The 24,358-nt window shown below is 43.8% G+C and carries 21 protein-coding genes; 8 read left to right on the top strand and 13 right to left on the bottom strand.

The features are described from left to right. The 4 genes from KDW03_RS09290 to gpmI form a co-directional block, all read right to left on the bottom strand. Complete coding sequence (locus KDW03_RS09290) at positions 1-2,571, bottom strand: hypothetical protein (RefSeq protein WP_271434805.1); 2,571 nt, start codon at positions 2,569-2,571, stop codon at positions 1-3. Positions 2,572-2,647: 76 nt separating this feature from the next. Further along, on the bottom strand, positions 2,648-4,030 hold the full coding sequence (gltA, locus tag KDW03_RS09285; protein ID WP_271434804.1) for an NADPH-dependent glutamate synthase: 1,383 nt from the start codon (positions 4,028-4,030) through the stop codon (positions 2,648-2,650). A gap of 1 nt (position 4,031) precedes the next feature. Next, positions 4,032-4,697 carry a histidine phosphatase family protein gene (locus KDW03_RS09280; protein WP_271434803.1) on the bottom strand — a complete coding sequence of 222 codons (666 nt, stop codon included), beginning with the start codon at positions 4,695-4,697 and terminating at the stop codon, positions 4,032-4,034. Between the two features lie 10 nt (positions 4,698-4,707). Then, the gene (gene gpmI, locus KDW03_RS09275) at positions 4,708-6,330 is read right to left on the bottom strand and encodes a 2,3-bisphosphoglycerate-independent phosphoglycerate mutase (protein WP_271434802.1); all 1,623 of its coding nucleotides are present in this window, start codon (positions 6,328-6,330) and stop codon (positions 4,708-4,710) included. A gap of 338 nt (positions 6,331-6,668) precedes the next feature. Between gpmI and KDW03_RS09270 the strand changes: the two genes are divergently transcribed. From KDW03_RS09270 to KDW03_RS09245, 6 genes are all read left to right on the top strand, one after another. Then, entirely contained in the window at positions 6,669-8,723 is a 2,055-nt protein-coding gene (locus KDW03_RS09270; protein ID WP_271434801.1) for a glycoside hydrolase family 36 protein, read from the top strand. Positions 8,724-8,917: 194 nt separating this feature from the next. Beyond that, positions 8,918-10,162, top strand: coding sequence for an IS1634 family transposase (locus KDW03_RS09265; RefSeq protein WP_271434800.1), 1,245 nt, complete (start codon positions 8,918-8,920; stop codon positions 10,160-10,162). A gap of 96 nt (positions 10,163-10,258) precedes the next feature. Beyond that, complete coding sequence (locus KDW03_RS09260) at positions 10,259-10,510, top strand: hypothetical protein (protein WP_271434799.1); 252 nt, start codon at positions 10,259-10,261, stop codon at positions 10,508-10,510. Continuing rightward, a complete protein-coding gene (locus KDW03_RS09255) occupies positions 10,501-10,776 on the top strand; it encodes a hypothetical protein (protein ID WP_271434798.1) in 276 nt (91 codons plus the stop codon). The genes KDW03_RS09260 and KDW03_RS09255 overlap by 10 nt, the downstream gene beginning before the upstream one ends. Beyond that, positions 10,754-12,106 (top strand): glycoside hydrolase family 1 protein, encoded by a 1,353-nt coding sequence (locus KDW03_RS09250; protein WP_271434797.1) that lies wholly within the window; start codon positions 10,754-10,756, stop codon positions 12,104-12,106. The genes KDW03_RS09255 and KDW03_RS09250 overlap by 23 nt, the downstream gene beginning before the upstream one ends. An 86-nt stretch (positions 12,107-12,192) precedes the next feature. Then, a complete protein-coding gene (locus KDW03_RS09245; protein ID WP_271434796.1) occupies positions 12,193-13,374 on the top strand; it encodes a diguanylate cyclase in 1,182 nt (393 codons plus the stop codon). On the opposite strand, the gene KDW03_RS09240 is transcribed toward KDW03_RS09245, so the two are convergent. From KDW03_RS09240 to KDW03_RS09205, 8 genes are read right to left on the bottom strand one after another with little or no spacing between them, the layout of a single operon-like run. Further along, positions 13,359-13,829: a GNAT family N-acetyltransferase gene (locus KDW03_RS09240; RefSeq protein WP_271434795.1), complete on the bottom strand. Its 471-nt coding sequence runs from the start codon at positions 13,827-13,829 to the stop codon at positions 13,359-13,361. The genes KDW03_RS09245 and KDW03_RS09240 overlap by 16 nt on opposite strands. Beyond that, positions 13,826-14,629, bottom strand: coding sequence for a purine-nucleoside phosphorylase (locus KDW03_RS09235; protein WP_271434794.1), 804 nt, complete (start codon positions 14,627-14,629; stop codon positions 13,826-13,828). Before KDW03_RS09235 ends, KDW03_RS09240 begins: the two co-directional genes overlap by 4 nt. Further along, entirely contained in the window at positions 14,610-15,221 is a 612-nt protein-coding gene (locus tag KDW03_RS09230; RefSeq protein WP_271434793.1) for an aminotransferase class IV, read from the bottom strand. Before KDW03_RS09230 ends, KDW03_RS09235 begins: the two co-directional genes overlap by 20 nt. Next, positions 15,205-16,170, bottom strand: a complete 966-nt coding sequence (locus KDW03_RS09225) for an aminodeoxychorismate synthase component I (RefSeq protein ID WP_271434792.1) — start codon at positions 16,168-16,170, stop codon at positions 15,205-15,207. The genes KDW03_RS09230 and KDW03_RS09225 overlap by 17 nt, the downstream gene beginning before the upstream one ends. Further along, positions 16,167-17,450: a M48 family metallopeptidase gene (locus KDW03_RS09220; protein ID WP_271434791.1), complete on the bottom strand. Its 1,284-nt coding sequence runs from the start codon at positions 17,448-17,450 to the stop codon at positions 16,167-16,169. The genes KDW03_RS09225 and KDW03_RS09220 overlap by 4 nt, the downstream gene beginning before the upstream one ends. Before the next feature lie 17 nt (positions 17,451-17,467). Continuing rightward, positions 17,468-18,325 (bottom strand): RluA family pseudouridine synthase, encoded by an 858-nt coding sequence (locus tag KDW03_RS09215; RefSeq protein ID WP_271434790.1) that lies wholly within the window; start codon positions 18,323-18,325, stop codon positions 17,468-17,470. Beyond that, a complete protein-coding gene (gene epsC / locus KDW03_RS09210) occupies positions 18,325-19,242 on the bottom strand; it encodes a serine O-acetyltransferase EpsC (RefSeq protein WP_271434789.1) in 918 nt (305 codons plus the stop codon). Before epsC ends, KDW03_RS09215 begins: the two co-directional genes overlap by 1 nt. A 55-nt stretch (positions 19,243-19,297) precedes the next feature. Further along, positions 19,298-21,181 (bottom strand): HD domain-containing phosphohydrolase, encoded by a 1,884-nt coding sequence (locus KDW03_RS09205; protein ID WP_271434788.1) that lies wholly within the window; start codon positions 21,179-21,181, stop codon positions 19,298-19,300. Between the two features lie 398 nt (positions 21,182-21,579). Between KDW03_RS09205 and KDW03_RS09200 the strand changes: the two genes are divergently transcribed. Then, positions 21,580-22,587 carry an integrase catalytic domain-containing protein gene (locus KDW03_RS09200; RefSeq protein ID WP_408648307.1) on the top strand — a complete coding sequence of 336 codons (1,008 nt, stop codon included), beginning with the start codon at positions 21,580-21,582 and terminating at the stop codon, positions 22,585-22,587. A 58-nt stretch (positions 22,588-22,645) separates the two neighbouring features. Beyond that, the gene (locus KDW03_RS12410) at positions 22,646-22,801 is read left to right on the top strand and encodes a hypothetical protein (RefSeq protein ID WP_271434693.1); all 156 of its coding nucleotides are present in this window, start codon (positions 22,646-22,648) and stop codon (positions 22,799-22,801) included. 115 nt (positions 22,802-22,916) lie between these two features. Here the strand turns inward: KDW03_RS12410 and KDW03_RS09195 are convergent, their stop codons facing one another. Continuing rightward, the gene (locus KDW03_RS09195) at positions 22,917-24,173 is read right to left on the bottom strand and encodes an ISL3 family transposase (protein ID WP_271434787.1); all 1,257 of its coding nucleotides are present in this window, start codon (positions 24,171-24,173) and stop codon (positions 22,917-22,919) included. Between the last annotated feature and the right edge of the window lie 185 nt (positions 24,174-24,358).

Genomic DNA, 24,358 nt, shown 5'->3' with positions numbered 1-24,358 from the left:
CTACGGAAGAGCCTGATTATCGGTAGAATCAGGTGTGGCCCGCGTCACACCAGGATCATTAAACTTTGTTATCTCATTCGAGAAAATCAGGTTAGTAGCCGCCGGAAGAAACTCTGCCCACAAAATGGGTAGTCCATTGGTAAAGAGACTATTCTGTCGAAGCTCATAACCACCCCAGTTTCCCTCCTTAATCATTCCATACTGCACCCCTTGTTTAAAATGATTGGAGAGGATGCTTGTATTTTGCATATTCCCTGCAAGCCAGAGATGAACCCCATTCGTCGATCCTATCACGGAAGTAAAGGTACAATCGTGAAGAAGAAATGTCCCCATATCTTTTGCGTACACATTGATCAAAATATTATCGACATTTCCTGCATTCGAATAGGAAGAAAAAACCTCATTACTGATAATCGCAGCTCCCCCTAAGAGGCAAAGCTGGACATCTCTATTTAAGATTGAGATGGTTTGTGATATGTTGGTAAGATAGGAATTCCCCAACCCAAAATAAAAGGATCCTACTCCCACAACAACTCCAAAATCGTGTACCCTATTACGGGTAAAGAGATTACTCACTAATCCCAGCTGGGAATGTACTGCATAAATAGCCGCTCCTTGCTTGCCCTGGTTTGAGGAAAAGATATTATCTACAAGAAAGACCGAACTATTCGTTACCCACAGGACTCCATTAGTCACGGAGGAGCCGCTGCCAGAAAAATGAAGATAAGAAAGAAAAACAGAAGAAACATCCACGAGTTCCATGATTCTTTTCCCAGTATTTTTCAGCGTCGAATACGAGGCGTGGTTCGTAAACGTGTTGTCAAAGCCTCCTACAATCATCATGTTGTTTTGAGGTCGAAGAGGTTGGGAGAGCAAACCCAGATTATACGTTCCCTCCTGAAGAACCAGGGTACGAACCCCGAGGGCTTTCGCTGTCTCCATACCCTCGGCAAGAGTTATCGGTGCCGAAGCAACCCCAAAGGCGGCAGGACTTCCTCCCGGAGAGACAAAAATCGCCGGGTAAACCTGAGCCACACGAGAAAAGTTTATATTGGTATTCCCAGCCCTATCAATAAGGATAAGCGTGTTGGTAACCACCGCTCCAAAGGGAAAATCACGAGTGCCGTTATCTTCATAGGATGGACCAAGCCATGTGGTGAGATTGGTTTCGGAAAGAAATCCCATCCCCCCATATCCCCAATACCCATCAAGAATATCATAGAAAAAGGCTATCCCTGAAAGGTTATCTTGTAGCTTGATGTGTCGCGATTGAGAAGAAACATTCACCCTTGGCTGCGTCCCAATATCATAGAAAGTAACCAGGGGAGGAAGGGTATCAATAAGAAACTTATACAAGAGAGAAAGGTTTGTATACTGGTTACTGATGGCCATGAGCCTCAGAGTGTTGGTCTGATTAGGGATAAAATTGATAAGGTTAGTCCACTTTCCTCCTCCAAAAGAGGAGATATTCTGCCATGGACCTCCATTCAAAGAATACTGAAGAATAGTCGCATTATCATACTCTCCATAAACATCAAACGAGTCCTTATTGGTACAGAAACCTGACAGTGGACCTGTCACATACACATAAGGAAGAGTACCATCCACGGTAAATGTTATCGTATTCGTTTGAGAGCGATTGCCCAAAAAGTCCTCTGCGTAATAGAGAAGGTTATAAATGCCCGGAGGGAAAGACCTCGTAAAGGCAAATGCAACAGTTTCTCTATTTCCCCACCAGGAGTTAAGCTCGTTTGTAAACGAAGTGACCCAGTTGTCTACTGTGGCTACCAGACGAGCAGCCCCAACCTTGTCATCTTTTACAGTTCCCTCAAAAAATACCATATTTGCCTCCACACCGTTACTCATTGGCCTCGTAAGAATCACAGGATCCGGTCCTCTTTGATCCTGATAAACCGTAACAGGTGGTGTCGAAGCCTGGACTCCTCCCTGATCCTCTGCCAATGCTGTGAGTACCACGTCCTCGTTTGGATTAAGAACAACTGGTGACATTGTCTCCCAAAATCCTCCCATCAAAACAGCAGGTACCTCCTCTTCACTATTTGGTCGCTTTACCCGGACAAAAACTCTCAACACATTGGTTAGACCCGAAAACACTTCCCCACCCAAAGAAAGAGTATTGGCTGCAGTATAAATATACCCCGCGTGGGCAAAATCATTGGTGATAGTTATAGATGGTCCTAGAATATTGACCGCCAGAGATACAGAGCGCTCGATCCCTAGTCTATTTTTTGCCCTTACTTCGATGGTTTTTAATCCCGGAGAAGAAAAACTCACCTCGCTATGAAGACGATATACAGGAAGGTTCAATGCTGGAAACCACTGGCTGAGTCCCTCGGAAACCACTTCAACACTCTCCACGCCGACAGCCTCAGAAACATCAGCCACCACCCGTACTCTTCCAGGATACGAATATCCTCCCATCGGCTCAAGAAAAAGAATCATCGGACCGTCATAGGCATCCTTCATGACGGGTTGGTTCATATAATCCCTCAGAGAACATGACAGAAAGAAAAACACTCCCATCAAGACATAGAGAGTTTTCATCTTCATAGCACCCTCCTCTCCTCTCTAACTCCCTCATATATATACGACACAACAAACGAAAAAATGAAAAGAATACAAAAATTTATTTTTGAAAAAGATACCTGTCAATAGCATGAGCAGCCTGTTTGCCGTGACCAGCAGCAAGAATCACCGTTGCAGCCCCGAGCACCACATCACCACCCGCAAAAACCCCAGAAAGAGAGGTCTGAAGGTTTTCGTCAACCACAACATGACCTTTTTGATCCAGCGCAAGTCCCTCGATCGTTTCAAGAAGAATACGATTCGTATCAAGCCCAATTGCATTGATCACCATGTTCGCAGGAAGGACAAAGTAGTCTCCCTCCACAGGGAGAAAGCACCGCCTCCCTCGTTCGTCCGGTTCACCAAGAAGCATCCGCTGACAAACGATAGAGGTAACATTTCCTTCACTGTCTCCTTCTATTCTTACGGGAGCAGCCAGAAAAGCAAACTTTACGCCCTCTTCTTCTGCATGAGCTATTTCTTCAATCCTGGCTGGCATTTCCTTGCGACCACGGCGGTACACAACAGTTACCGACCGGGCTCCCATACGAAGGGCACTTCTTGCAGCATCCATGGCCACATTGCCCCCACCAATAACCACCACATCCCCTTTCACAACGAGAGGAGTATCATACTCACCGAACATATACGATTTCATGAGATTAATACGGGTAAGAAACTCATTTGCTGAATACACATCTCTGAGATTTTCTCCGGGAATGTGGAGATACTTGGGAAGCCCCGCACCAGTTCCCAGAAACACCGCATCAAACTGTTCTCGTAACTCATGGAAGGGAAGAGTTCTTCCCACCAACACATTGGTCTGAAATTCAACTCCCAACTCTCTGAGATAGGAAATCTCTTGCTCCAGAACCGCTTTGGGAAGACGAAACTCCGGTATACCATAGAGAAGCACTCCACCAATTTCGTGGAGAGCCTCAAAAACAGTAACGGTATATCCAAGCCTTGCTAATTCTCCGGCACAGGTGAGTGATGCAGGACCAGAACCAATAACCGCTACCTTTTTGTTTTTCTTCATCCGTTCGGGAAGTGGTTTCAAGGTAGAATCCCCAACAAACCGTTCCAGTTTCCCTATCTGGATGGGATCACCAATCCGGCCAACCGTACACCGTTTCTGACACTGACTCTCTTGAGGACACACACGCCCACAGACAGAGGGAAGAGGATTATCCTCGAGGATAGTCCGAATAGCAAGCTCAATATTCTTCTCAGCAATCTGGCGAATAAAAACAGGGATCTTGATATGAACCGGGCAATCCTCCACACAGGGAGGATTTTTACACTGAAGACAGCGAAGGGCTTCTAAGGTGGCTTCTTCTGGTGAATAGAGGTATTCCACTTCACCAAAATCCTTCACACGTTCTTCAGGTGTTCGCTGTCTCACAGGAATCTTTTGCTTCTGGATCTTTTTTTGTTCGCTCATCCTATCTCTCGCGCCTCCAGTTATTCTTCCATTCATACACGAGAGGCGTTGCATGAGGAATCTCAAGCTTCACAACCTCATCAGCAGAAAGCCCATCCAAATACATTACAATCGAACGAAGACTATTCCCATGAGCACTTATGATAACGTTTTTCCCCGACTGAACCAGGGGAACAATCACTCGCTGAAAAAACGGTATCGTTCGCTTTGCAGTCATTTGAAGTGATTCCCCTCCTGGGGGAGGAACATCATAGCTCCTCCGCCAGAGGGTAAATTTTTCCTCTCCATATAATCGACGGGTTTCATCTTTGTTAAGACCCTGCAAATGCCCGTAGTAACGCTCGTTGAGATGCCAGTCCGTATACACGGGAAGAATGCGAGACGCAGCTTCCTCGCTATAGATCCTTGCCCAGCGTTTTTGTTTTCCTTTGTGGGAAACAACCACAGGGGTTTTGGATTGAAAAGCAAGAACCAAAAGAAGGGTTTCCATCGCCCGCACGAGGGTTGAAGTATACGCCACATCAAACGATACAGAGGCAAGCTCTCGTCCACATGCCAATGCTTCCTCAATCCCTTTTGGAGTGAGAGAAACATCTACCCACCCGGTAAACCAATTGTGTTTATTCCAAGTAGATTCCCCGTGACGAACGAGATAAAGACTCCCCATAGGATAATCCCTAAAACTCAATAAGTGAGGGATCGTAGTCTTCTGGTTTTTTGTAGCCCAAAAGGTTCAAAAGGGTAGCAGCGACATTGGAGAGCCCCGCTTTCGGAAGTGAACGTATGTGGTACTCGTTCTGATAGCCATAGTCCACAATAATAAAGGGAACCTTGTTAAGCGTATGGGCAGTTTTCACCTCTCGCTTGCCATTTTTTTCTGTAAACATTTCATCCGCGTTCCCGTGATCGGCGGTTACCACCACAATCCCATTCATCTTTTTTACCTCGTCCAGAAGTTGGCCTACACAGCGATCAACGGTTTCTACGGCTTCAATGGCGGCTTCCATCACACCGGTATGTCCAACCATATCCCCATTCGCAAAATTCAGCCGTCCAAACTTATACTCCCCCGTCCGGAGAAGTTCAATGGTCTTTTCGGTAATCTCATTTGCCTTCATGGCAGGGGCTTTATCAAACTGAATCTTATCCGAGGGAATCTCAATATAGGTTTCAAGCTTCTCATCAATATACCCCGATCGGTTCCCATTCCAGAAGTAGGTAACATGCCCAAACTTCTGAGTTTCAGAGATGGCAAAGCTTTTGATGCCCGCAGCACACATATATTCACTCACGGTTCGTGTGATCACAGGAGGTTGAACCAGAAAGTTTGAGGGAAGTTTAAGATCCCCATCGTACTGCATCATCCCTGCAAACATAACCTCAGGATAGCGTTCACGATCAAACTTATCAAAGTCTTTATATTCAAAAGCCATGGAGATCTCGATAGCTCGATCACCTCGAAAGTTGAAAAGAACGACACTATCTCCATCCTCAATGGTACCCACAGGTTTGCCATTCTCAGCAACCACAAAAGAAGGAAGATACTGATCCGTAATCTTGGGATCCTCAGCATAGTAGGTCTCCACAGCTTCTCGGGCAGAGGAAAACATTCGCCCCTTGCCAAGAACGTGGGCATCCCAGCCACGCTTCACGATATTCCAGTCGGCGAAGTATCTATCCATCGTCGTGACCATTCGCCCGCCACCAGAGGCTATACGATAATCAAATCCCTGAGCCTTCAGCTCTTTGAGTACTCCCTCAAGCTTGTCAATATAGATAAGCGCAGACTTTTCCGGAACATCACGACCATCCAGAAGAGTATGAATCCTTGCCCGTTTCACCCCCTCTTTTGCTGCATGTCTCAAAAGGGCAATGAGATGATCAATATGGGAATGAACGTTCCCATCAGAGAGAAGCCCAATAAAATGGAATGTTCCTTTGCCCTCGGTACAACGACGTACCAGAGACTTCCATACCTCTGTTTGAAAAATGCTCCCATCAGCGATGGCCTCATTTACACGCTTTGCCCCCTGAGAAAAAACACGTCCAGCACCCAGAGCATTGTGTCCTACCTCGCTGTTGCCCATATCGTCGTCACTGGGGAGACCAACAGCTGTTCCATGAGCCTGCAACTCTGTATACAGAGGCATCTTGAAAAGTTCATCAAGAACAGGGGTTTTCGCTTTGTATACCGCATTCCCTTCGCTTGGTTTTCCAAGACCTATACCATCCATGATGACCAGAAGAACAGGACCGGACCTGCTGTGAAAATTTTCAAGAGGTTTGAGGGTAAGAGACATACATCCTCCTTCTTTTTATAAAGCCACATATTATGAAGAAAAAAGCTCATTTTTGCAAATTTTTGTTTTTTTCCAAATGAACCCCCAACATACTTTTTTGATTATAAAAAAGTAAAAAAAAGGATAACCATCAATCCCCTTTTTTCCTCAAAACACAAGAGAATATTTTCATTGGTTAAACGTTTAACCTTTTCCTATTTGAAGAGCGTACCCTCAAAAAACCAACTAAAAAAACAAGAGAATACGTTCACAAGAAGGATAAACCCAACAATAACAAAAACACTTGACTTTTTAGGGGGAATACAATACAATAAACCATCAACATCAGGAGTTTTCCTATGGTGTGGAAAAAAATTACTCTCACCTACGAATACCAAGGTAAAAAAAACACCCTTACGGGCAACACCCCCCTTGTCAATGAACACCTCTCCCTTCAAACACAAGAAAACTCTCTCATCCTCTCAAACAAAGTCCCTATCCGTCTTCTCTCTTTGGAGGTTATTATCCCCTGGAATTATACCAAAAAAGATCGCATCTTTGTTCATGGGTTTCAGAGTTGGTCTGACTCCCGGGAGTTTACCCAGCAAGAGAAAATCCCAGGACTCCCACCTCATCTGCGATTTGCCTATGCCCAATACCACCTCGAGTTTTACGGTGATTACCATTTTTATGACTATACCCGCAAAAAAGGACAGTTTCACAGTCACGGGTGGACGCTTTCCGGGCAGGGAGAAAACTGGCACCTTGTAGGGTCGCTGGACGAGAATTCTGCGTACACCATTTTTGAACACCATCCTGAAAAAAGAGTGTTACGAATTATTCGAGATGTGGAAGGATGGGAAATGAATGCTGGTAGTATCACCAACCTTCTTTCACTTTTTTTTACCAGCGGCAACCTCTCCTATGCCCAGAAAAGATACTTTGAAATGTATGGTTTAAGCCCATCTCAACTTCCCAAAATCAGTGGCTGGACAAGCTGGTACAACTATTATACAAATATTTCTGAAGAAATTATCCTGAGTAACCTCAAATCCTTCAAAGAGAAAAAACTTCCCATCAACATTTTTCAGATAGATGATGGCTATCAAACAGCCGTGGGCGACTGGCTCTCTCTGAAACCATCCTTTCCCCATGGGATGAAATACATCGCCGATGCCATCCATGAAGCGGGATTTCGGGCAGGACTCTGGCTTGCCCCTTTTATCTGTGAAAGCAAGTCCATCATCTATCAAAAGCACCCCGAGTGGATTCTCCGATACGACGATGGTTCTCCTGTGATTGCAGGTTACAGTGAAAACTGGAACGGGGACTTCTACGCCCTTGACCTCGATCATCCAGAGGTCAAGAACTATCTCAGAGAAGTCTTTCACACCGTTCTCCACGAATGGGGATTTGACATGGTAAAACTTGATTTTCTCTATGCGGCAAGCATCAAACCCTCATATGGCAAAACAAGAGCCTCCCAGATGGCTCAGGCCCTCTCGTGGATACGAGAGCTCTGCAAGGACAAAACCATCCTTGGATGTGGCGTCCCTATCACCAGTGCTTTAGGAAAGGTGGATTACTGTCGCATCGGGTGCGATGTTGGGCTCGATTGGGAGGACATACGCCCCGCCCGTATCCACTTCCGCGAGAGAATTTCTACCATCAAGGCGATTACGACAACTCTTGGGCGTTTCCCTCTCAACCGCATCGGTTTCATCAACGACCCGGATGTTTTCATCTTACGGGAGACCAATAACCGCCTCTCTCATGAACAAAAATACACTCTCTATATGGTAAATCAGCTCTTTGGAGGACTTCTTTTTACCTCGGACAATGTAGGGGAATACTCTTCTCAGACAGAAAATCTTTACCGTCTCCAGTTTCCTCTTGCTGAACCACCTGTCGAGTCTCTTACTCAACACCATGAGATCTACAACTTCCGACCAAGATCAAGTTCTCTGCAGGCAGTTGGACCTGTAAAAATCTACGCTTCCTATTATACAGGATGGGTAAAACTTCCCTTCTGTTCTGCCTTTCTTATCATCAATACCGGAAACAAAACCCTCTCTCAAAAACTCCCAGAAGGAATATTTTTTGACCCTCTTCAGGAAAATTATCATCAAAAAACCTACACGGTACCTCCCTATGCTACAAGAATTCTTCTTCATATTCTCCCCTCTGAGAGGTGGCAGTACGGAGGAAGTACGGAACATCTCTTCCCGGGTCATGGGTTTCTTTCTCTTGCATGTACCAACACCCACCTCTCGTACGAACTCCACTCACACGCATTTTCCGGGGGAAAACTTTTTCTTGTTTCACTGCAGGATTCCCCCCTCGAATACCAGGGAAAGCCCCTGTCCATCCACAAACATCCCTATGGATTTTTCTACACCAGCATAGAACTCTAGGAGGAAAATCATGAAAGATATCCGTTTTCCCGAACCCAACTTGCAACATTTTACCCCAAAAATCCTCCAATTTGGGTTATCTTAAGCTCCTAACCCCTTGATTTTTATGAATATCGTTTCTGGAAATTAGTATGTAGTCCCTAAATAATAGTTTCTACTTGACATTACTGCCACTCCTATGCTATACTCTACTCATGTTCGTTAAACCTATATCCATACCTAACAGAAAGACTGGTAAACGGTATACCTACTACCGCCTCTGTGAGAGTTATCGCCTCGGTAATACTGTAAGACATAGAAATATTCTCAACCTTGGTAAGCTCGAAGAACTTCCTGATAGATCAGACCATAAAGTTCTTGCTGACAGGATTGAACAGATTGTTTACAAGAGGCCTTCCCTTTTTGTTTCACAGATACCCCAAAAGATAGAAAACCTTGCTCAGCATTATGCCAGTATTATCATACAGAAGGGGTTACTGGATATACCAAAGGAATCCCTTGTAAGCACAGAGGCAGCAGATGAGGGGTCTCATGACTATCAGGAGGTAGATGTAAACAGTCTTGAGCATAATGATGCTCGTGAGGTTGGTGCTGAGTGGTTATGCAGGCAGGCACTTGAGGAGTTAGGGTTATCGAGATATCTGGGTGAATTGGGGTGGGAGGAGAGATGGATTAAGATGGCGATGATATACATAACTGCCCGTGCGGTATTTCCTGCTTCTGAGCACAAGACAGAGGAATGGCTGAAGGAAAACAGTGGGTTAAGTGAACTTTATGGGGTAGAGCCTGGGCGTGTAAGCAGGCACCATCTTTACAAAGTGAGCCGAAAGCTTTATCAAGCCAAAGAGGAGATAGATCGATGGATGGCCAGACGCACTGGGGAGTTATTTACACCGCAAGACAAGATAATACTCTATGATCTAACGAATCTCTATTTTGAGGGGGAGAAGAGGGATAGTGAGAAGGCGAGGTTTGGTCGGAGCAAAGAGAGGCGTAATGATGCAAAGCTTATGGCATTGGGATTGGTGACAGACACGATGGGTTTCATCCGATACAGCCATATCTATGAAGGAAACATCAGGGACAGTAAGACTTTGAAGAAGACTATTAAAGACATGGAGGAGCGATATCCTTCGGAGGGTCACTGTCCTGTGATAGTAATAGATGCAGGGATAGCCACTGAGGAGAATCTCAGGATGTTACGGGAGCAAAAGAGGGACTATGTATGTGTATCCCTTGCGAAGATGAAAGACCGTCATATAGCTGAGATAGAGGAGAAGGGCAGAAGGCTTACAGACAGGAGAGGCAATGAGATTGTTGCCCAATGGGTAGAAGTTGAAGGATATGAAGACAGGTTTTTGTATATAAAGAGCAAGGGAAGGCGCTCAAAGAGCAGAGCATGGAAGAGGAACTCTCAAAGAGGTATGAAGAGGGGCTGAGAGTCTATCAAGCGGGGGATAGAGAGGAAGGGAGGGATAAAGAGGATAGAGAAGGTATATGAGAGGCTTGGGAGGTTAAAAGAGAGATACCCCTCGGTGAACCGTCTGTACGAGGTGAAGATAAAGGAGAAGGATGGGATAGCGACGGAGATTAAGTGGAAGAGGGTGGAAGGAGTGAAGGTGCCTGGGGCATACTTTATCCGCACCACCCTCAAGGGGGAAGATGAAGAGACGATATGGAAGATATACAACACATTGAGGGAAGATAGAGACATTCAGTGTTTCAGTCAAAAGACATCTATTCAGAGGCACACATCTATGGGAGTATCCTTGCGTATATGGTTGTAAACACCATAAGGCAAAAGCTCAAGGCGAAGGGGATAAGAGATGATTGGAGTAATATAGTCAGGAGGATGAACACGCAGAAGCTTATTACCAGTGAGATGAAGACGAGGACAGGGAGGACGATTTACATAAAGAAATGCAGTAAACCCATCGTTCGTGTAAGGGAGATATATCATGCCCTGAACTATAAGGAATGTCCCTTCTTTCAGAAAAAATCCGTGTTACCTAAAAGGGAAAATCGAAAAGATGAAAGCCTTGATACATCTTAGTTTTAGAGCATTAGGTTGCAAGTTGGGCGAAGACTTTCTGTTTGGGACTGCAACAGCAGCGCTTCAGATCGAAGGTGGAGACAAAAACAACAACTGGTATCGATGGGCAGAACAGGGACATATCAAAGACCACACATCCCCCCTCCGCGCCAACGATCACTGGAAACGCTTCAAAGAGGACATTGAGCTTTTGGCTGAGTTAGGGGTACAAACCCATCGCATGGGACTTGAGTGGAGCCGCATCGAACCAGAACCAGGAAAGTTCTCCCGGGAGGGTATCGAACACTATATCGAAGAAATCTCCCTGCTTGCAAAATACAACATCCGCCCCCTTGTGACCCTGTATCATTTTTCCCATCCCTTATGGTTCGAGGATAAAGGCGGGTGGGAAAACGAAAGCAGTATCAGCGATTTTCTCCGTTATGTGGAGTTTGTGGTGAGTAATCTCAAGCATCTTGTGAATGACTGGGTTACAATCAATGAACCCAATGTTTACCTCTCTTACGGGTATGTTCTGGGATCCTGGCCTCCTGGAAAACAGGACAGTAATGCCATGATACGTGCCGCACGAAACCTCAGTCTTGCCCACATTGATGCATACAAACTCATCCATTCTCTCCAAGAATCAGAAAAAGAACCAACCCTCGTTGGTGTAGCCCATCATCTGCGGGTCTTCTCTCCCCTTTCTCCTTTCTCCCCTCTCGACCATTTTAGCGCCTTTCTCAATGATTTTGTCTTTCAAGGCATATTCCTCGAAGCCATGGGAAAAGGAAAATTCCTCCCGCCACTTGGTTCTGGTTATCCGAGAGGGAAAGGAAATTTCCAGGACTTCATAGGTATCAATTACTACTCCAGAGACAAAATTCAATTTATATGGAACCCACCGGAACTGTTTGCCAAACGAGTCGTAGCTCAAGGTGCTCCTACCAATGACCTTGGCTGGGAAATCTATCCAAGAGGGCTTTCTCTTCTTATTAAACGCGTGTGGAAACGTTACAAACTTCCCATATTTATTACAGAAAACGGAACCTGTGACAGAGAAGACCGTTTTCGCCCACAATTTCTCTACGATCATCTCAAAGAGGTTGCTTCCGTCATCCAGCAGGGTATTCCCGTCAAAAGGTACTACCACTGGACACTTATTGACAACTTTGAGTGGATAGAAGGAGAATCTGCTTCTTTTGGCCTTCTGGCTAATAAGTACGAAACCCAAACACGTTCATGGAGAAACTCAGCAAAATTCTACCAACAGATATGCAAAACAAAAAGTATAACACCTGATATGGTAGAGCAGTATATATCCAATAGAAGTTATGTATCTTTACCGTAAAAATTTCTACACTTTTTCTTTACTAAACTTTAGACAGTCTCTACCGATAACTTAAAAGAGAAAGGTTTAACGCGGAGGACGTTTTTATGAATGAACAAGTACAGATTCTTGTAGAGCGTATTTTGGCCTTCCTTGAAGAAGAGGAAAAGGTTCATCTCCCTTACTTCCTTTCAAGGATTAGGGAACTGCAAAAAGATACCTCCAAACGAGAGAGTTTTTTTTCTTCCCTTCTTGCCCTCTTTGTCCATTATAACTTCTCCGAGGAAGAGGCTTTTAACCACTGGATTCATATTATAGAACATGCGGAATTCTTGACAACCAAACTCCAGCGGCCCGTGGGACTGCGCCTCCCTATCGTCGATTACTTCATCAACTATAACCGCCTCATATCCCATCCAATAATCATTGAATTTCATCTCTTCAAACAAACAGAAGAAATGGCCATGATAGACAGCCTCACGGGAGTTTTTAACCGTCGATACATGGAACTCAGCCTCCAGAAAGAAATAAACCGAAGTCTCAGGTACAATAAAAAATTTTCTATCCTTATTCTTGATTTAGACGATTTTAAAAGAATCAATGATACCCGGGGACACCTCTTCGGAGACGAGGTTCTCAGACGATTTGCCGAGTTTGTACGCTCCCACATCCGACTTGAGGATATACTCTGTCGCTACGGCGGTGAAGAGTTTCTTATCCTTTTACCGGAAACCGATAGCGAGCGTGCTTCGTATTTTGCCAATCGGATCATTCGCCGTCTTCACGATCATCCCTTCTTTGCTGAACATGGCGTGAGATTTAGTGGGGGAATCGCCACCTTCCCGGATATGGGAGGTACTATCCCCGATCTTTTAGCCCAGGCTGACAAGGCTCTCTACCAGGCAAAATTTGAAGGAAAAAACAGAGTCATCGTTGCTCCCAAGGACCGTCGAAAACACATCCGTCATCCCCGTCAGTGGGAGGTGTGGCTTTCCTATCAACAGGAAAATAAAACGATTCATGAACATACCTTTACCGAAAATGCCTCCCTCGGTGGAATCCGAATCATTTCTCAACACGTGTTTACCCTGGAAACACCAATTCACATTCAAATCAAAAAATCCAATTCGCACAAAGAGCCAACTCCTCTCGAAGGAACGCTTGTGTGGGGAAGAAAAATCGATGCAGAAGAGTACGCTTACGGCATAGCCTTCAATCATCTTTCAGAGAAAGATATAGAGGATCTCTCCCTTGATCTTCCTAAAAGTAACCTCTACAGTGACATGTAAGAATGCAGATCAAGTTTCATCCTGTAGCCATCCTCCTCACCATAGTAACCCGGCAACTCTTTCACAATAACAAACCCCAGTTTTCTATAGAGTTTAAGTGCTCGCTCATTGGAGACCCGCACCTCAAGATGACAGAAGCGATAGTGTTTTGAAAACTCCCTAAATTTTGTACAAAGATACGCCTCCGCTATGCCTTTTCCCCGAAAATCAGGAAGCACCGCGAGAGAATACAGTCTCACGATACGGCTCTTCTTGCGCGTCATCCAGCATCCCCAACCCACCTTTTCTCCTTCAAAAACCAAAATCTCCGAAAGTACCGATCCATAAACATTGGTCAGGAGTCTGCGTATCTGCCAGCGAGGAAACGCATCGGCACTTCCAAAACACTTTCTCTCAATATCCGTAATCACCTCTTCATCCACAAGAGAAGCCTGATAAAACGAAAATCCTGTCATTTTTCTTTCCAATATTCCAGCACCTTTGTCACCAGTTCTCGCATTCTTTTTGCACCCTGAGAGGCTATGTCTAACACCGACTGATGATTGGGAATATGACCACCCAAACCCGCCGCACGATTGGTCACAAGAGAAAATCCGCATACCTTCAAGCCGAGAAATTTCGCCATGATCGCCTCCTGAACGGTTGACATTCCTACCAGTGTCGCCCCAAGTATCTTGAGTGAGCGAATTTCCGCCGGTGTCTCATATTGCGGCCCAAGAACACCAGCATAAACACCTGTTTTCACCCCTATCGACTGAAGGTAGGTGATCACATCCTGATCATACACATCTATCATGGGCACAAACCGTGCAGGAAGTGGACATCCTATGAGTGGAGAGGTACCCTGATGATTGATATGGTCCTCTATGAGAACAACGTCTCCCACTTCATACTCTCCTATCCCTCCACTCGCATTTGTCAAAATAACCCTTTTTACTCCCAGACGCGCCCATAAGGTGAGGCCATACACAACCTCCAGAGGATGGTAACCTTCATAAAGATGTACCCTCCCAAGCGAAAATACCACCCTCTCCCCTCCAAAACGAGAAATCACATACTTCCCGGGATGCCCCTGTACAAAACTCTTTGGATGATAGGGGATATCTTCAAAGGGGATACTTTTTTCCTCCTCACCAAGCCGAGCAACCTCAAAAAGACCCGACCCCAGCACAATCAGGGTTGTTACACCGCTAGCAACATCTTTCAAAGACTCAAGCGAGCATTCGAGTCTGTTCTCAAAACTCTTCCAGTCCATGGATTACCTCCACCGCGGTTATAGGAAGGACAAGCTCTTCCAGATCAATCATCGCATTAATAAACCCTATATGAGTGTAACTCTTCATATCCTGAATAGTTATCTCCTTTTCAAGGATACGATGTTTCTCAAGGTAAAACTGCCGCTTCACTCCATTTAAAAGATATGTCGTAGGAGTAATCCAATGTTTTCCATCAAAAAACACCACATTACTCACAAGACTATCCGTGATATGTCCTTCACGGGAAAATACCACCATTTCCCCATCTTTGCAGAGGGAAGCATACTTCTCAAACTCTGCCCTGTCAGTAAATTTATAAGGATAGCTTATGTCCTTTTCAAGTATCCTGACCTTTTCTATCCTTCTCAAAGTATACGGCTCATAAAATATCTGATATCCATCCTTCCCATAAACAAAACGACACTTTGTTTTTGTTTGCACTTTTGGAACAGGCTGGAGAAGTTTTTTAAGTTCCCAGGGTTTTTCTCCCGGATAAAACTTCAAAAAAACATCATTCAGTCGCTTTTGATGATAGGCAAGAAGATGAAAACCATCCTTTTCCAGGCAAATAGTTTCAAAAAACGGGTACATACACCTTCTCCAGAAGTTCCTGATATTCTCTTCTGGCATCACTGTACACCATAATTCCTCCCCCTGATTTATAAAAAAGCGTTTCTTTTTGCTTTTCCAGATAACGAATCATCACGGCACTCACAAGACGTTGCCCATCAAACAGTCCAAACACCCCTGTATACCACCCTCTTTCATATCCCTCCACCTCGGCTATAATCTCACATGCGCGTGGTTTGGGAACCCCTGTCACCGATCCCGCAGGGAGAATCGCCTCAAACACCTCTTCTATCCCTATATCAGGCTGAATCTCCCCTTCGATATGCGAACTTGTCTGGTAGAGTTCTCCCCGAGCATGAACAACCCTTTCCCAGTAACGGTAACGCTTTACCTCGACCTTCCGACATACCTTCCCAAGATCATTACGGAGAAGATCTACCACCGCAACATGCTCGGCGGCCTCCTTGGGATCGTCATAAAGCAGAGCAAGGTTTTCCTCACAATCCGCCGAAATCGTTCCCTTCATGGGAAAAGTAGCAATCTTTTTCCCCTCTATAACCACAAACATCTCAGGAGAAAATACCAAAAACTCATCCCTTATCCCGAGAACAAAGGGAGCACGCACAGCATGAGTAACCTCCCAGAGATCACGGGAAAGAACCACCTCCGTAGGAAAAGTAAGATTTAGCAGGTAGTTTTCTCCTCTTCGTTGATAGTACTGGACCCGTTCAAATGCCTTGTGATACCTTTCCCAACTTATCGGACAAACCACGTCCAGCGAAACGGAAAGAGATACAGGCTTTCGATTGGTTATTTCCCCAATCTGGTATACCACCCTTTCAGAAGGCACATCGGAAAGCTTCCAGAGTCTTCCGTTCTCTCCCGTATAGTCCACAACGAACAAAAAAGGCTCACCTTTTTCATACCATTCTTTCAACTGACTTCGTATTTTCAGAGGAAGATGTATCATCGGGCAAGCTTTTTCTCCTCCTCTGTTAAAAACTGGAGTCTTTCCAGCAAAGGTGGATGGCTATAGGTCATCTTCACCACAAAGGGATGAACATGAAATGGGGAGAGATTTTCCTTATAGAGTTTAATAAGCGCTGACTGAAGCGACCTGGCTTCTCCCATCGTTTTTACAGCATAGCTATCCGCTTCTCTCTCTCGCCTTCTCGAAAAATATGCCGCAAGTGGTTCAAAAAAGATGCCGAGCCCTGCCAAGAATACTCCAAGGAAAAACACCTCAGCAAAAAAACCTCTGTCTGAAAAAATCAACTCCTGACCTACCCCAAATGCCTGGGAAAACCAGCGATATTGAAGCATCATATACACCAGATACAATCCCACAAGCGAGAGAAATAGAGAAGAAAGAAACTGCTTCAAAATGTGATGCCTTTTCCAGTGACCAAGTTCATGAGAAAGGATCGCAAGAATCTCCTCGAGAGAAAAATGTGTAAGAAGGGTATCAAAAACAACTATCCGCTTCACCCGTCCTATACCCGTAAAATAAGCATTCGAATGCTTGGTTCTTCGAGAAGCATCCATCTTCAACACTGCTTTCACACTTACTCCCTGTTTTTCCGCCCATGCCAGGATAGGATCACCATACTCTTTCTCCAGCGGTTCATACTTGTTAAAGAGAGGATCTATCACATACGGCGCAATATATATCACCAGAATATCAAAAAGCGTATACACCACCCACGCTACAAACCACCAGAGAGTTGGCATCCCTTGAATCACAGAGAGCACTATCCAGAGTAAAGGGAGTTCCAAAGCCACAGAGAGAACAATCCCCTTGAAAAGATCAGTTATCCATGTTTTCCAGGTCATGGTGTTAAACCCAAACTTTGCCTCTAATACAAAATCCTCATACAGATCCCAGGGGATATTCACCACCATAAAAAACAAGGTGGAAAGCCAGGCAAGCACAACACCCGTCCATACAAAAGAGAGATTCCAGTTCACAACAAGCTGATAAAGCCAGAGAAAGCCTCCCCCAAACACCCACCAGAGCATGACAACAAAATCAAACAAACCCGACCAGGTTCCATACCTCATCCGGGAAAGCGTATATGCCTCGATTTTTTCCATATCCTCAGGTGAAAAAGCCCCTTCCAGAATGGAGGGAATCTCCTTATGATGCTTTTTGAGATAGGTGTAACTGAGATACCTCAGGTACTGTTTCCACAAAAACCGCACCACCGTAAGCCCAAGTGTCAACCAAAAAAGCCAGCGATAATCTGTCATAGTTACTCCTTTTTTCGTTATTCTATAAAAGTATCAAACCAACACTCTGTCTCCCAGATCACATCATCAAAGAGATGATGACGCTTCATAAAAGCTTTCATTTCCGAAGGAAGAGGCGCTACGACGCGAAAATTCTCCCCCGATGGGAGAATCCCCCGTACTTCATAAGCATGAAGATACTGCTGGGATGCTCCACGAAGTTCTCTTTTCTTGAGCTTTTTCGGTCCGTAGAGCCTATCTCCTACCAGTGGATAACCAATCTTCGCCATCTGGATACGAATCTGGTGCTTCCGCCCCGTATGGAGCCTTACACCAATAAGGCTATAATCATCACCCTCTTTGAGTTTTACAACATCCATCACGGCAAGCTTCTGCTCCAGATAGTCTTTAAGCTGTTTCTGTTTAAAAGGAAGCACTCCCTGACAGATAGCAAGATAGTATTTCTCCACAACTTCTTCCCATCTCGTTCGATAAAAGTCTACCACCTCCTGTTCTTTGCCAAAGAGCACCACCCCAGAGGTGTCTTTATCCAGTCGATGAATTGCCCGCAGATGACGATTTTTATACCACTGTCGAAGTTGAAATTCGAGAGAATCAGTTTTCTCAGTGACAACCATCCCTGCAGGTTTATTGACTGCAAGGATCCATTCATTCTCTAAAAGAAGAAGAGAGGGATCAAAACCTACCTTTTTCTCCTCATGAATCTCAACCCTATCCCCCCGTCGGAGTTGATGGGTTGCTATCCAAACCACCTGTTTATTGACAAATACTCTTTTAGCATCAAGAAGCTCTTTTGCCTTTTTCTTAGAAACTCCCAGCTGTTCTGCTACAAAATCCCTGAGAAGCATCGGATACAAACATTCAAACCGCTGCATCAGATTCCTGCCCCCTGATCAAAAGTGACATCCCTTGGCTGAGTTTGCAAAATCTTTTGTCCTGCCGGGACATCTTCTGTAACCCACACGTTTCCCCCAATAACTGCCCCCCGACCGATAGTAATCCTTCCCAGGACCGTGGCACCAGAATAGATAATCACATCATCCTCTACAATGGGATGCCGCGGTATTCCTTTGATAGGATTTCCATACTCATCTTTAGGAAAACTCTTTGCCCCAAGGGTCACCCCTTGATAGAGACGAACATTCTTTCCAATGATACATGTCTCCCCAATCACCGTCCCTGTCCCATGATCAATAAAAAAATACTCTCCTATGGTTGCCCCTGGATGAATATCAATCCCCGTTTTTGAGTGCGCCATCTCTGAGATAATACGAGGAATCAAAGGAACCCCCAGTTTCAAAAGGGCATGGGCTACCCGATGGTGAAAAAGGGCAAGAATACTCGGATAACAAAAAATTGTTTCTCCTTTATTCTTCGCTGCGGGATCTCCATAGTATGCAGCCTCCACATCCGTGGCAAGAAACCGACGAATATCGGGGAGCATCTCAAGAAACTGTTTCACCACATGTATTGCTTTTCGTTCACAGTCTCCACAAACCTTTTGTTCTCCAGAACAATCAAAACAAAATCCTCGTTTTACCTGTTCAGTAAGTCTTTTATATATCTCAGTAACCGTTGAACCAATATAAAAAGGCATAGTGACTGCATTCACTTCCGAAGATCCAAAATATCCTGGAAACAATACCCCTCTCAAAAGTTCAAGAATATCCTCAAGCTCAGTCACAGATGGCATAGGCACATCCCTATACGCATAATGATAAAGCTGGGCATACGAAGCCTCATCACAGAGTCGCCCCACGATACGCTGAAGAAATTCCTTATCCGAGAACATAGTGACCTCCTTGCCTATTTAGTATAGGCAACAAAGGCCAAAAAAGCAAACTCTTTTAGTTGGAATTCTCTCGAAGATAGGTGAAATTATCAAACACCTCGGGAACAAGGTACTTCTCCTGAGGATACTCATAGACAGCTACATCAATCATCATGTCCACACGATCATAGATACGATAGACAAGTGTCTTGAGCTGTGCTTGCAAAAGCTGCTTATCATACTGCGAAGCCAAAAATACAAACTGAAGATAGCTTTTTCTTCCTACTAATATAGGATAATGAAGCTCTTTTTTAATCATTTCGGTCAAAGTATGCACCATCTTCTTTTTAGAAGAGTGTGGAAAACTATGAAGTTTTTCAGGAAATTTTAAAAACCCAAAAACAAAAGGAATATTATTCGCAATAAGTGTTTCCACCTCTTCATGGAGATACTCAAACAAATAAAGCCCATTGAGAAGATTCAATCGGAACATCATCTGCCGAAAATCCTCAAGCTGGCTCTCTTTCACCATGGTAGAGCGTTCATAAATCACATCAAGGTAACGAATAGCCAGAGCCACAATTTCCTCGTCCCACTGTTTTCCTGATCCTTCTTTAAAGATATCCTCAACCTGATCCAGAGGAAGTGCTTTCCTATATGGTCTATCAGAGGTCATAGCATCAAAGGCATCGGCGACAGCAATCACCCGGGCCCCCAAGGGAATGTCTTTCCCTTTCAATCCATAAGGATACCCACTTCCATCCATATATTCATGATGGAAACGGATCCACGGCACAATTTCCTGAAGATTTTCAACTTTCGCCACGATATTAGCTGAAAAATCAGGATGAAGCTTCATAATCGAATATTCCATATCATTAAGAGGAAGCGGCTTCAGAAGAATTGCATCAGGGATACCTACCTTACCAATATCGTGAAGAAGTGAGGCAACATTGAGTTTCTCAAGTTCATAGTCATCCCAGTGAAGATGTCTGGCAAGTTCTACGGCATAGCTTGCTACACGTATGGAATGCCCTGTGGTATAACTATCTCTGGTTTCTGTAGCATTGACCAGCGATGTTACAATATCAATATTCATTTTCTTAAAACGTTCACTCGTCTCCACAATGTACAGATAGTACTCATTTTTTTCAAGAATAAACGCAAATTCATTGGCAAAATTCTCCAGCACATCCGTCATAAAATACAACACTGGCTTCGGTTCATCAAACGCGAGACTAATAAAACCACGAACAGTTTTATTCTTAATAAGGGGAACACTGACCACCATACAAAGAGGTGAAACCACCCGCTCTAAATCTGATGTCAAAACACCAAGGTCCTCACGTGGATTGTCGCTAATCTGAAGTCTCTGTTCACGGATCAAACGTTTATAAAAAGGAATATGTTCAACATAAATCTCATGATGTTCACCAAGATACGGAGAGTTCAACCCATACGAAGCATAGTGGTTCCATCTTCCATGAGTAAAAAGTCGCATAATAGCCGCTCGGGCTCCCAAAAGCTCTGAGATCTTTTGAAGAATACGCTGGGCCGAGATCTTCGCCGAGGATTCGTTAATAATATTTTTCGATACAGTATCAAGAATCTGAAGGGCAGAAGCAGCCAGAACATCTTTCTGTTTCATAAGAGAATGAATTTGCTTTAACTGCTCTGGAAGATCTGCCCATATAAAAAAAAGTGTCGTATTGCCCACAACCTTTTGCATCGTAAAAGACAACTCATACTCCCCCGCAAACTGGACCGGAAAATGCAGCCGAAAACGCCATAAAGCCTGTTGCTCTGTGAGTTCCGTCGTTCGCAGGTTTCTTAGACCTTCAACAATAATAGAACGTAAAGAATGCAGAATCTCTTCTCCTTCAAGAGAACGCAGAGCCTCACTCAACGGATGCTGATATTTTAGTTCTTCTCCCCACCACAAAGCCAAAAGCTCTTTCATCTTCCCCTTCTCTCTCTTTTTGGTTTTACGCCACACAATTTGCAGCAAACTTTATGCCAGGAAAAAATTTCTTCAAACTGGCATAAATATCGATATTTTTTGAGTTAAACTTAAACACAATCTTAAGTCTGTGGGAATTTTTTTAAAGAATGCACATCCTGTGCGTCAAGCACAAAAGAAAGTCATCAAAGTGCACTGTGCATAAACGATTTTTGTGATATCGAATAAATTTGTTATACATTAAATTATAATGGAAAAGAAGAAAAAAAGTCAAATTTACGAATTGCTTCATAATAAAAGTACTCGAAAAGGGAACGTTGCTTCAAAATAAAAAAGTACTTTAAATTTGTGTAAAATAATCCAGTTCAAAGAACTGGAGGTACAAGGTGGAGTTAGCGATGTTTGAAAGGAGACCTATTTACAGGGAAACGGCGAAAGAGTATCAAAAAGCCAGCAAAAAGGAGAAAAAGGAGATACTGGATTACTTTGTGAGGATAACAGGTTTAAAAAACCGAAACTATGCCGCCAGGCTCTTGAGGCAGCACGGAAAAACCATATATGTAGGCAAAAAAAATTACCTTAAAGCCGACATAGCCAAGAAGGGCAAAAGACCTGGCAGAAAGAAAAAATTCGGCGAAGAGGAACTAAAACTTCTAAAAAAGGTCTGGGAAATTGAAAACTACATGTGTGGCAAACGTTTAAAGCCAATTTTAAATGAAGTTTTAGATAATCTCTTAGCAAACGGACATCTCCACGGTTCTCCACAGGCTATAGAAAACTTGCGCCATATAAGTGCTTCAAGTATTGACCGACTTTTGAAGCATGAGCGTAAAAAGCTTGAGATAAAAGGACGAAAAGGTACAAAGCCTGGAACGCTATTAAAGCAACAAATAGCTATACGCACGTGGGCAGAGTGGGATGAAAATTGCCCTGGTTTTATGGAGATTGATCTGGTTGCCCATGAGGGAGGAAATAGCCGGGGAGATTTTGCTCAAACATTAAATATGGTGGATGTTTGGAGCGGTTGGACAGAACTTGTGGCAATCAAAAACAAAGCTTCAAAATGGGTAAGAGAAGCCATAGAAAAAGTCAAAGGAAGACTTCCTTTTGATTTACGGGGAATTGATTCTGATACCGGTGCTGAATTTATTAATCATCCTCTACGCGATTGGTGTGAGAAGCACCAGATAAAATTTACAAGGGGGAGAAGCTCCCGTTCCAATGATAACTGCTACGTTGAGCAGAAAAACTATTCCATAGTCCGCCAGAATGTTGGATACTTCCGCTACGATACCGAGGAAGAAGTCTACTACTTGAACCGACTCTATGCGTATCTCAGGCTTTATGCCAACTTTTTTCAACCGGTTATGAAAATGACAGAGAAAAGAGAATCGGAAGCAAGGTAAAGAAGCATGATGATATTAAAACTCCTACCAACGGCTTTTAGAAAGCTCTTATGTAAGTGTGGCACAAAAGGAACGCCTAACAAGGCTTTATAAGGCTCTCGATTTGTTTCACCTAAGACAAAAAATTACAGCTTGCCAGAGAAAACTTTTCAGCCTTCAAAAGAAAAAGAATGTAAAAAACAAAAATTTGGAGGAAACTGTATGGAATTTTTGAGTACTTTTTTTTATGAGGCAATGATTCGAATTTCGAGTACTTTTTTATTTGACGCAACGGGATTTATCTCATTTACAACCATTGTCTTTTTTTGACGATAAAGAAAAAAACAGGCTCATCCCGGATTATGGTGCAGGGGATAAGGATATGGTCTAAAGACCCCTATAGAGGAACAACCTTGGATGATCTTTAGCTTCATGTATTCTTTATCCCTATAACCATATGCCCTTCGAATAATATTCTTTGCCTTAAGATTCGTCCCCTCAATATAACCAAGGGAGACCTTCTTGTCACAATACCCTAATATGCCATCTATGTGATTGTCAATCATCTTGGCAAATTTCTTATAGGGCTCAAGCCTCTGCCATTTCAATTGCTTCTTCCAGTTATCCCAGAACCTCCTTGCAGCACCTTTGTATTTGTATGACCATAACTGCCCAAAACTCTCCTTAAGTAAATGTGCCTTGTATATCCTGCGATTGACACTGAGAAGCTCCTTGAGGGCCTTCCTTGCCTTCCCCTTTAAGTTATCCATCCTCTTTAGTAAAATAAACTTCTTGCCCATCAGTTGACCCCTCATCTTTTTGCCAGCCCTCTTGAACTCTGCCTTCCTTACCTCATTTAAGGCATTAAGTAAATGCCTCATTACATGAAACTTGTCGTAAATTATCTTGATGGATGGACAATTGGCACGAAAGCTATTGATAAAACCCCTTGCCATATCCATTACCCCATGGGTTATCTTCTTCGCCCTGTCTTTGCCAAACCACCTCCAGAAAGGCTTTAAATCCTCCTCCTTACGACCCTCCCCTACATACAAAACCTCAGAACCCTTTGGCCCATCAAGACTGCTTACCAGATGAAGGTAGTTATGCCCACGGCCAACTGATATCTCATCTACCCCTAATACTGTAATGCCTTCCAATGACCTCTCAGATTGTGCCTTCTGTATAGCCTTCTTGTCCATTTCCTTCACTGTCTGCCAATGAAGATGCTCGAATGTGGCAACATCTTCTACGCTCATCACCTTGCAAAGCTCTGAAACCTGATGGGTTAGCTCCTTTGTAACCCTCTTATTCTTTTCTAAAAACTCCAACCTCTCTACTTTTACTCCACAGCTACGACACCTTAGCTTTACCTTCTTGAATCTTAAAATAGTTAAATACCTCCATAAATGTAAATGTCTTACCTCTTGTTCAAAAGAGCTATGTATGCTGGATACCTCACGACCACAGCCACTACAGATATATCTGCCCTCTCTTCCTAATGTTATAATAACCTTCTCTATATCACCTTCATTATCTATCTCTATGCCCGATACATAAAAACCTTGAAATCCTAAAAGTTCTGTGAGATAATTTAACTGTTGCATCTGTTTGGTTACCCTCCATTTTTGATAGTTTAAAGGGTTATAATAACCTTTCAGATGCAACAACTTCTATATGCACCAAATTCCGTGATGAGCCAAAAAAGGCAGTGTATACTTAATTGTGTCTGGTAGGAAAAAGATAACCTCCTGTGATAATATAAATAAAACTATCACAGGAGGCCAGATAT

Source organism: Thermospira aquatica, assembly GCF_023525255.1.
In the GTDB taxonomy this organism is placed as follows: Bacteria; Spirochaetota; Brevinematia; order Brevinematales; family Thermospiraceae; genus Thermospira; species Thermospira aquatica.
The sequence above is the reverse complement of the archived record's forward strand: the minus strand, read 5'-3'. Positions and strand labels throughout refer to the sequence as shown.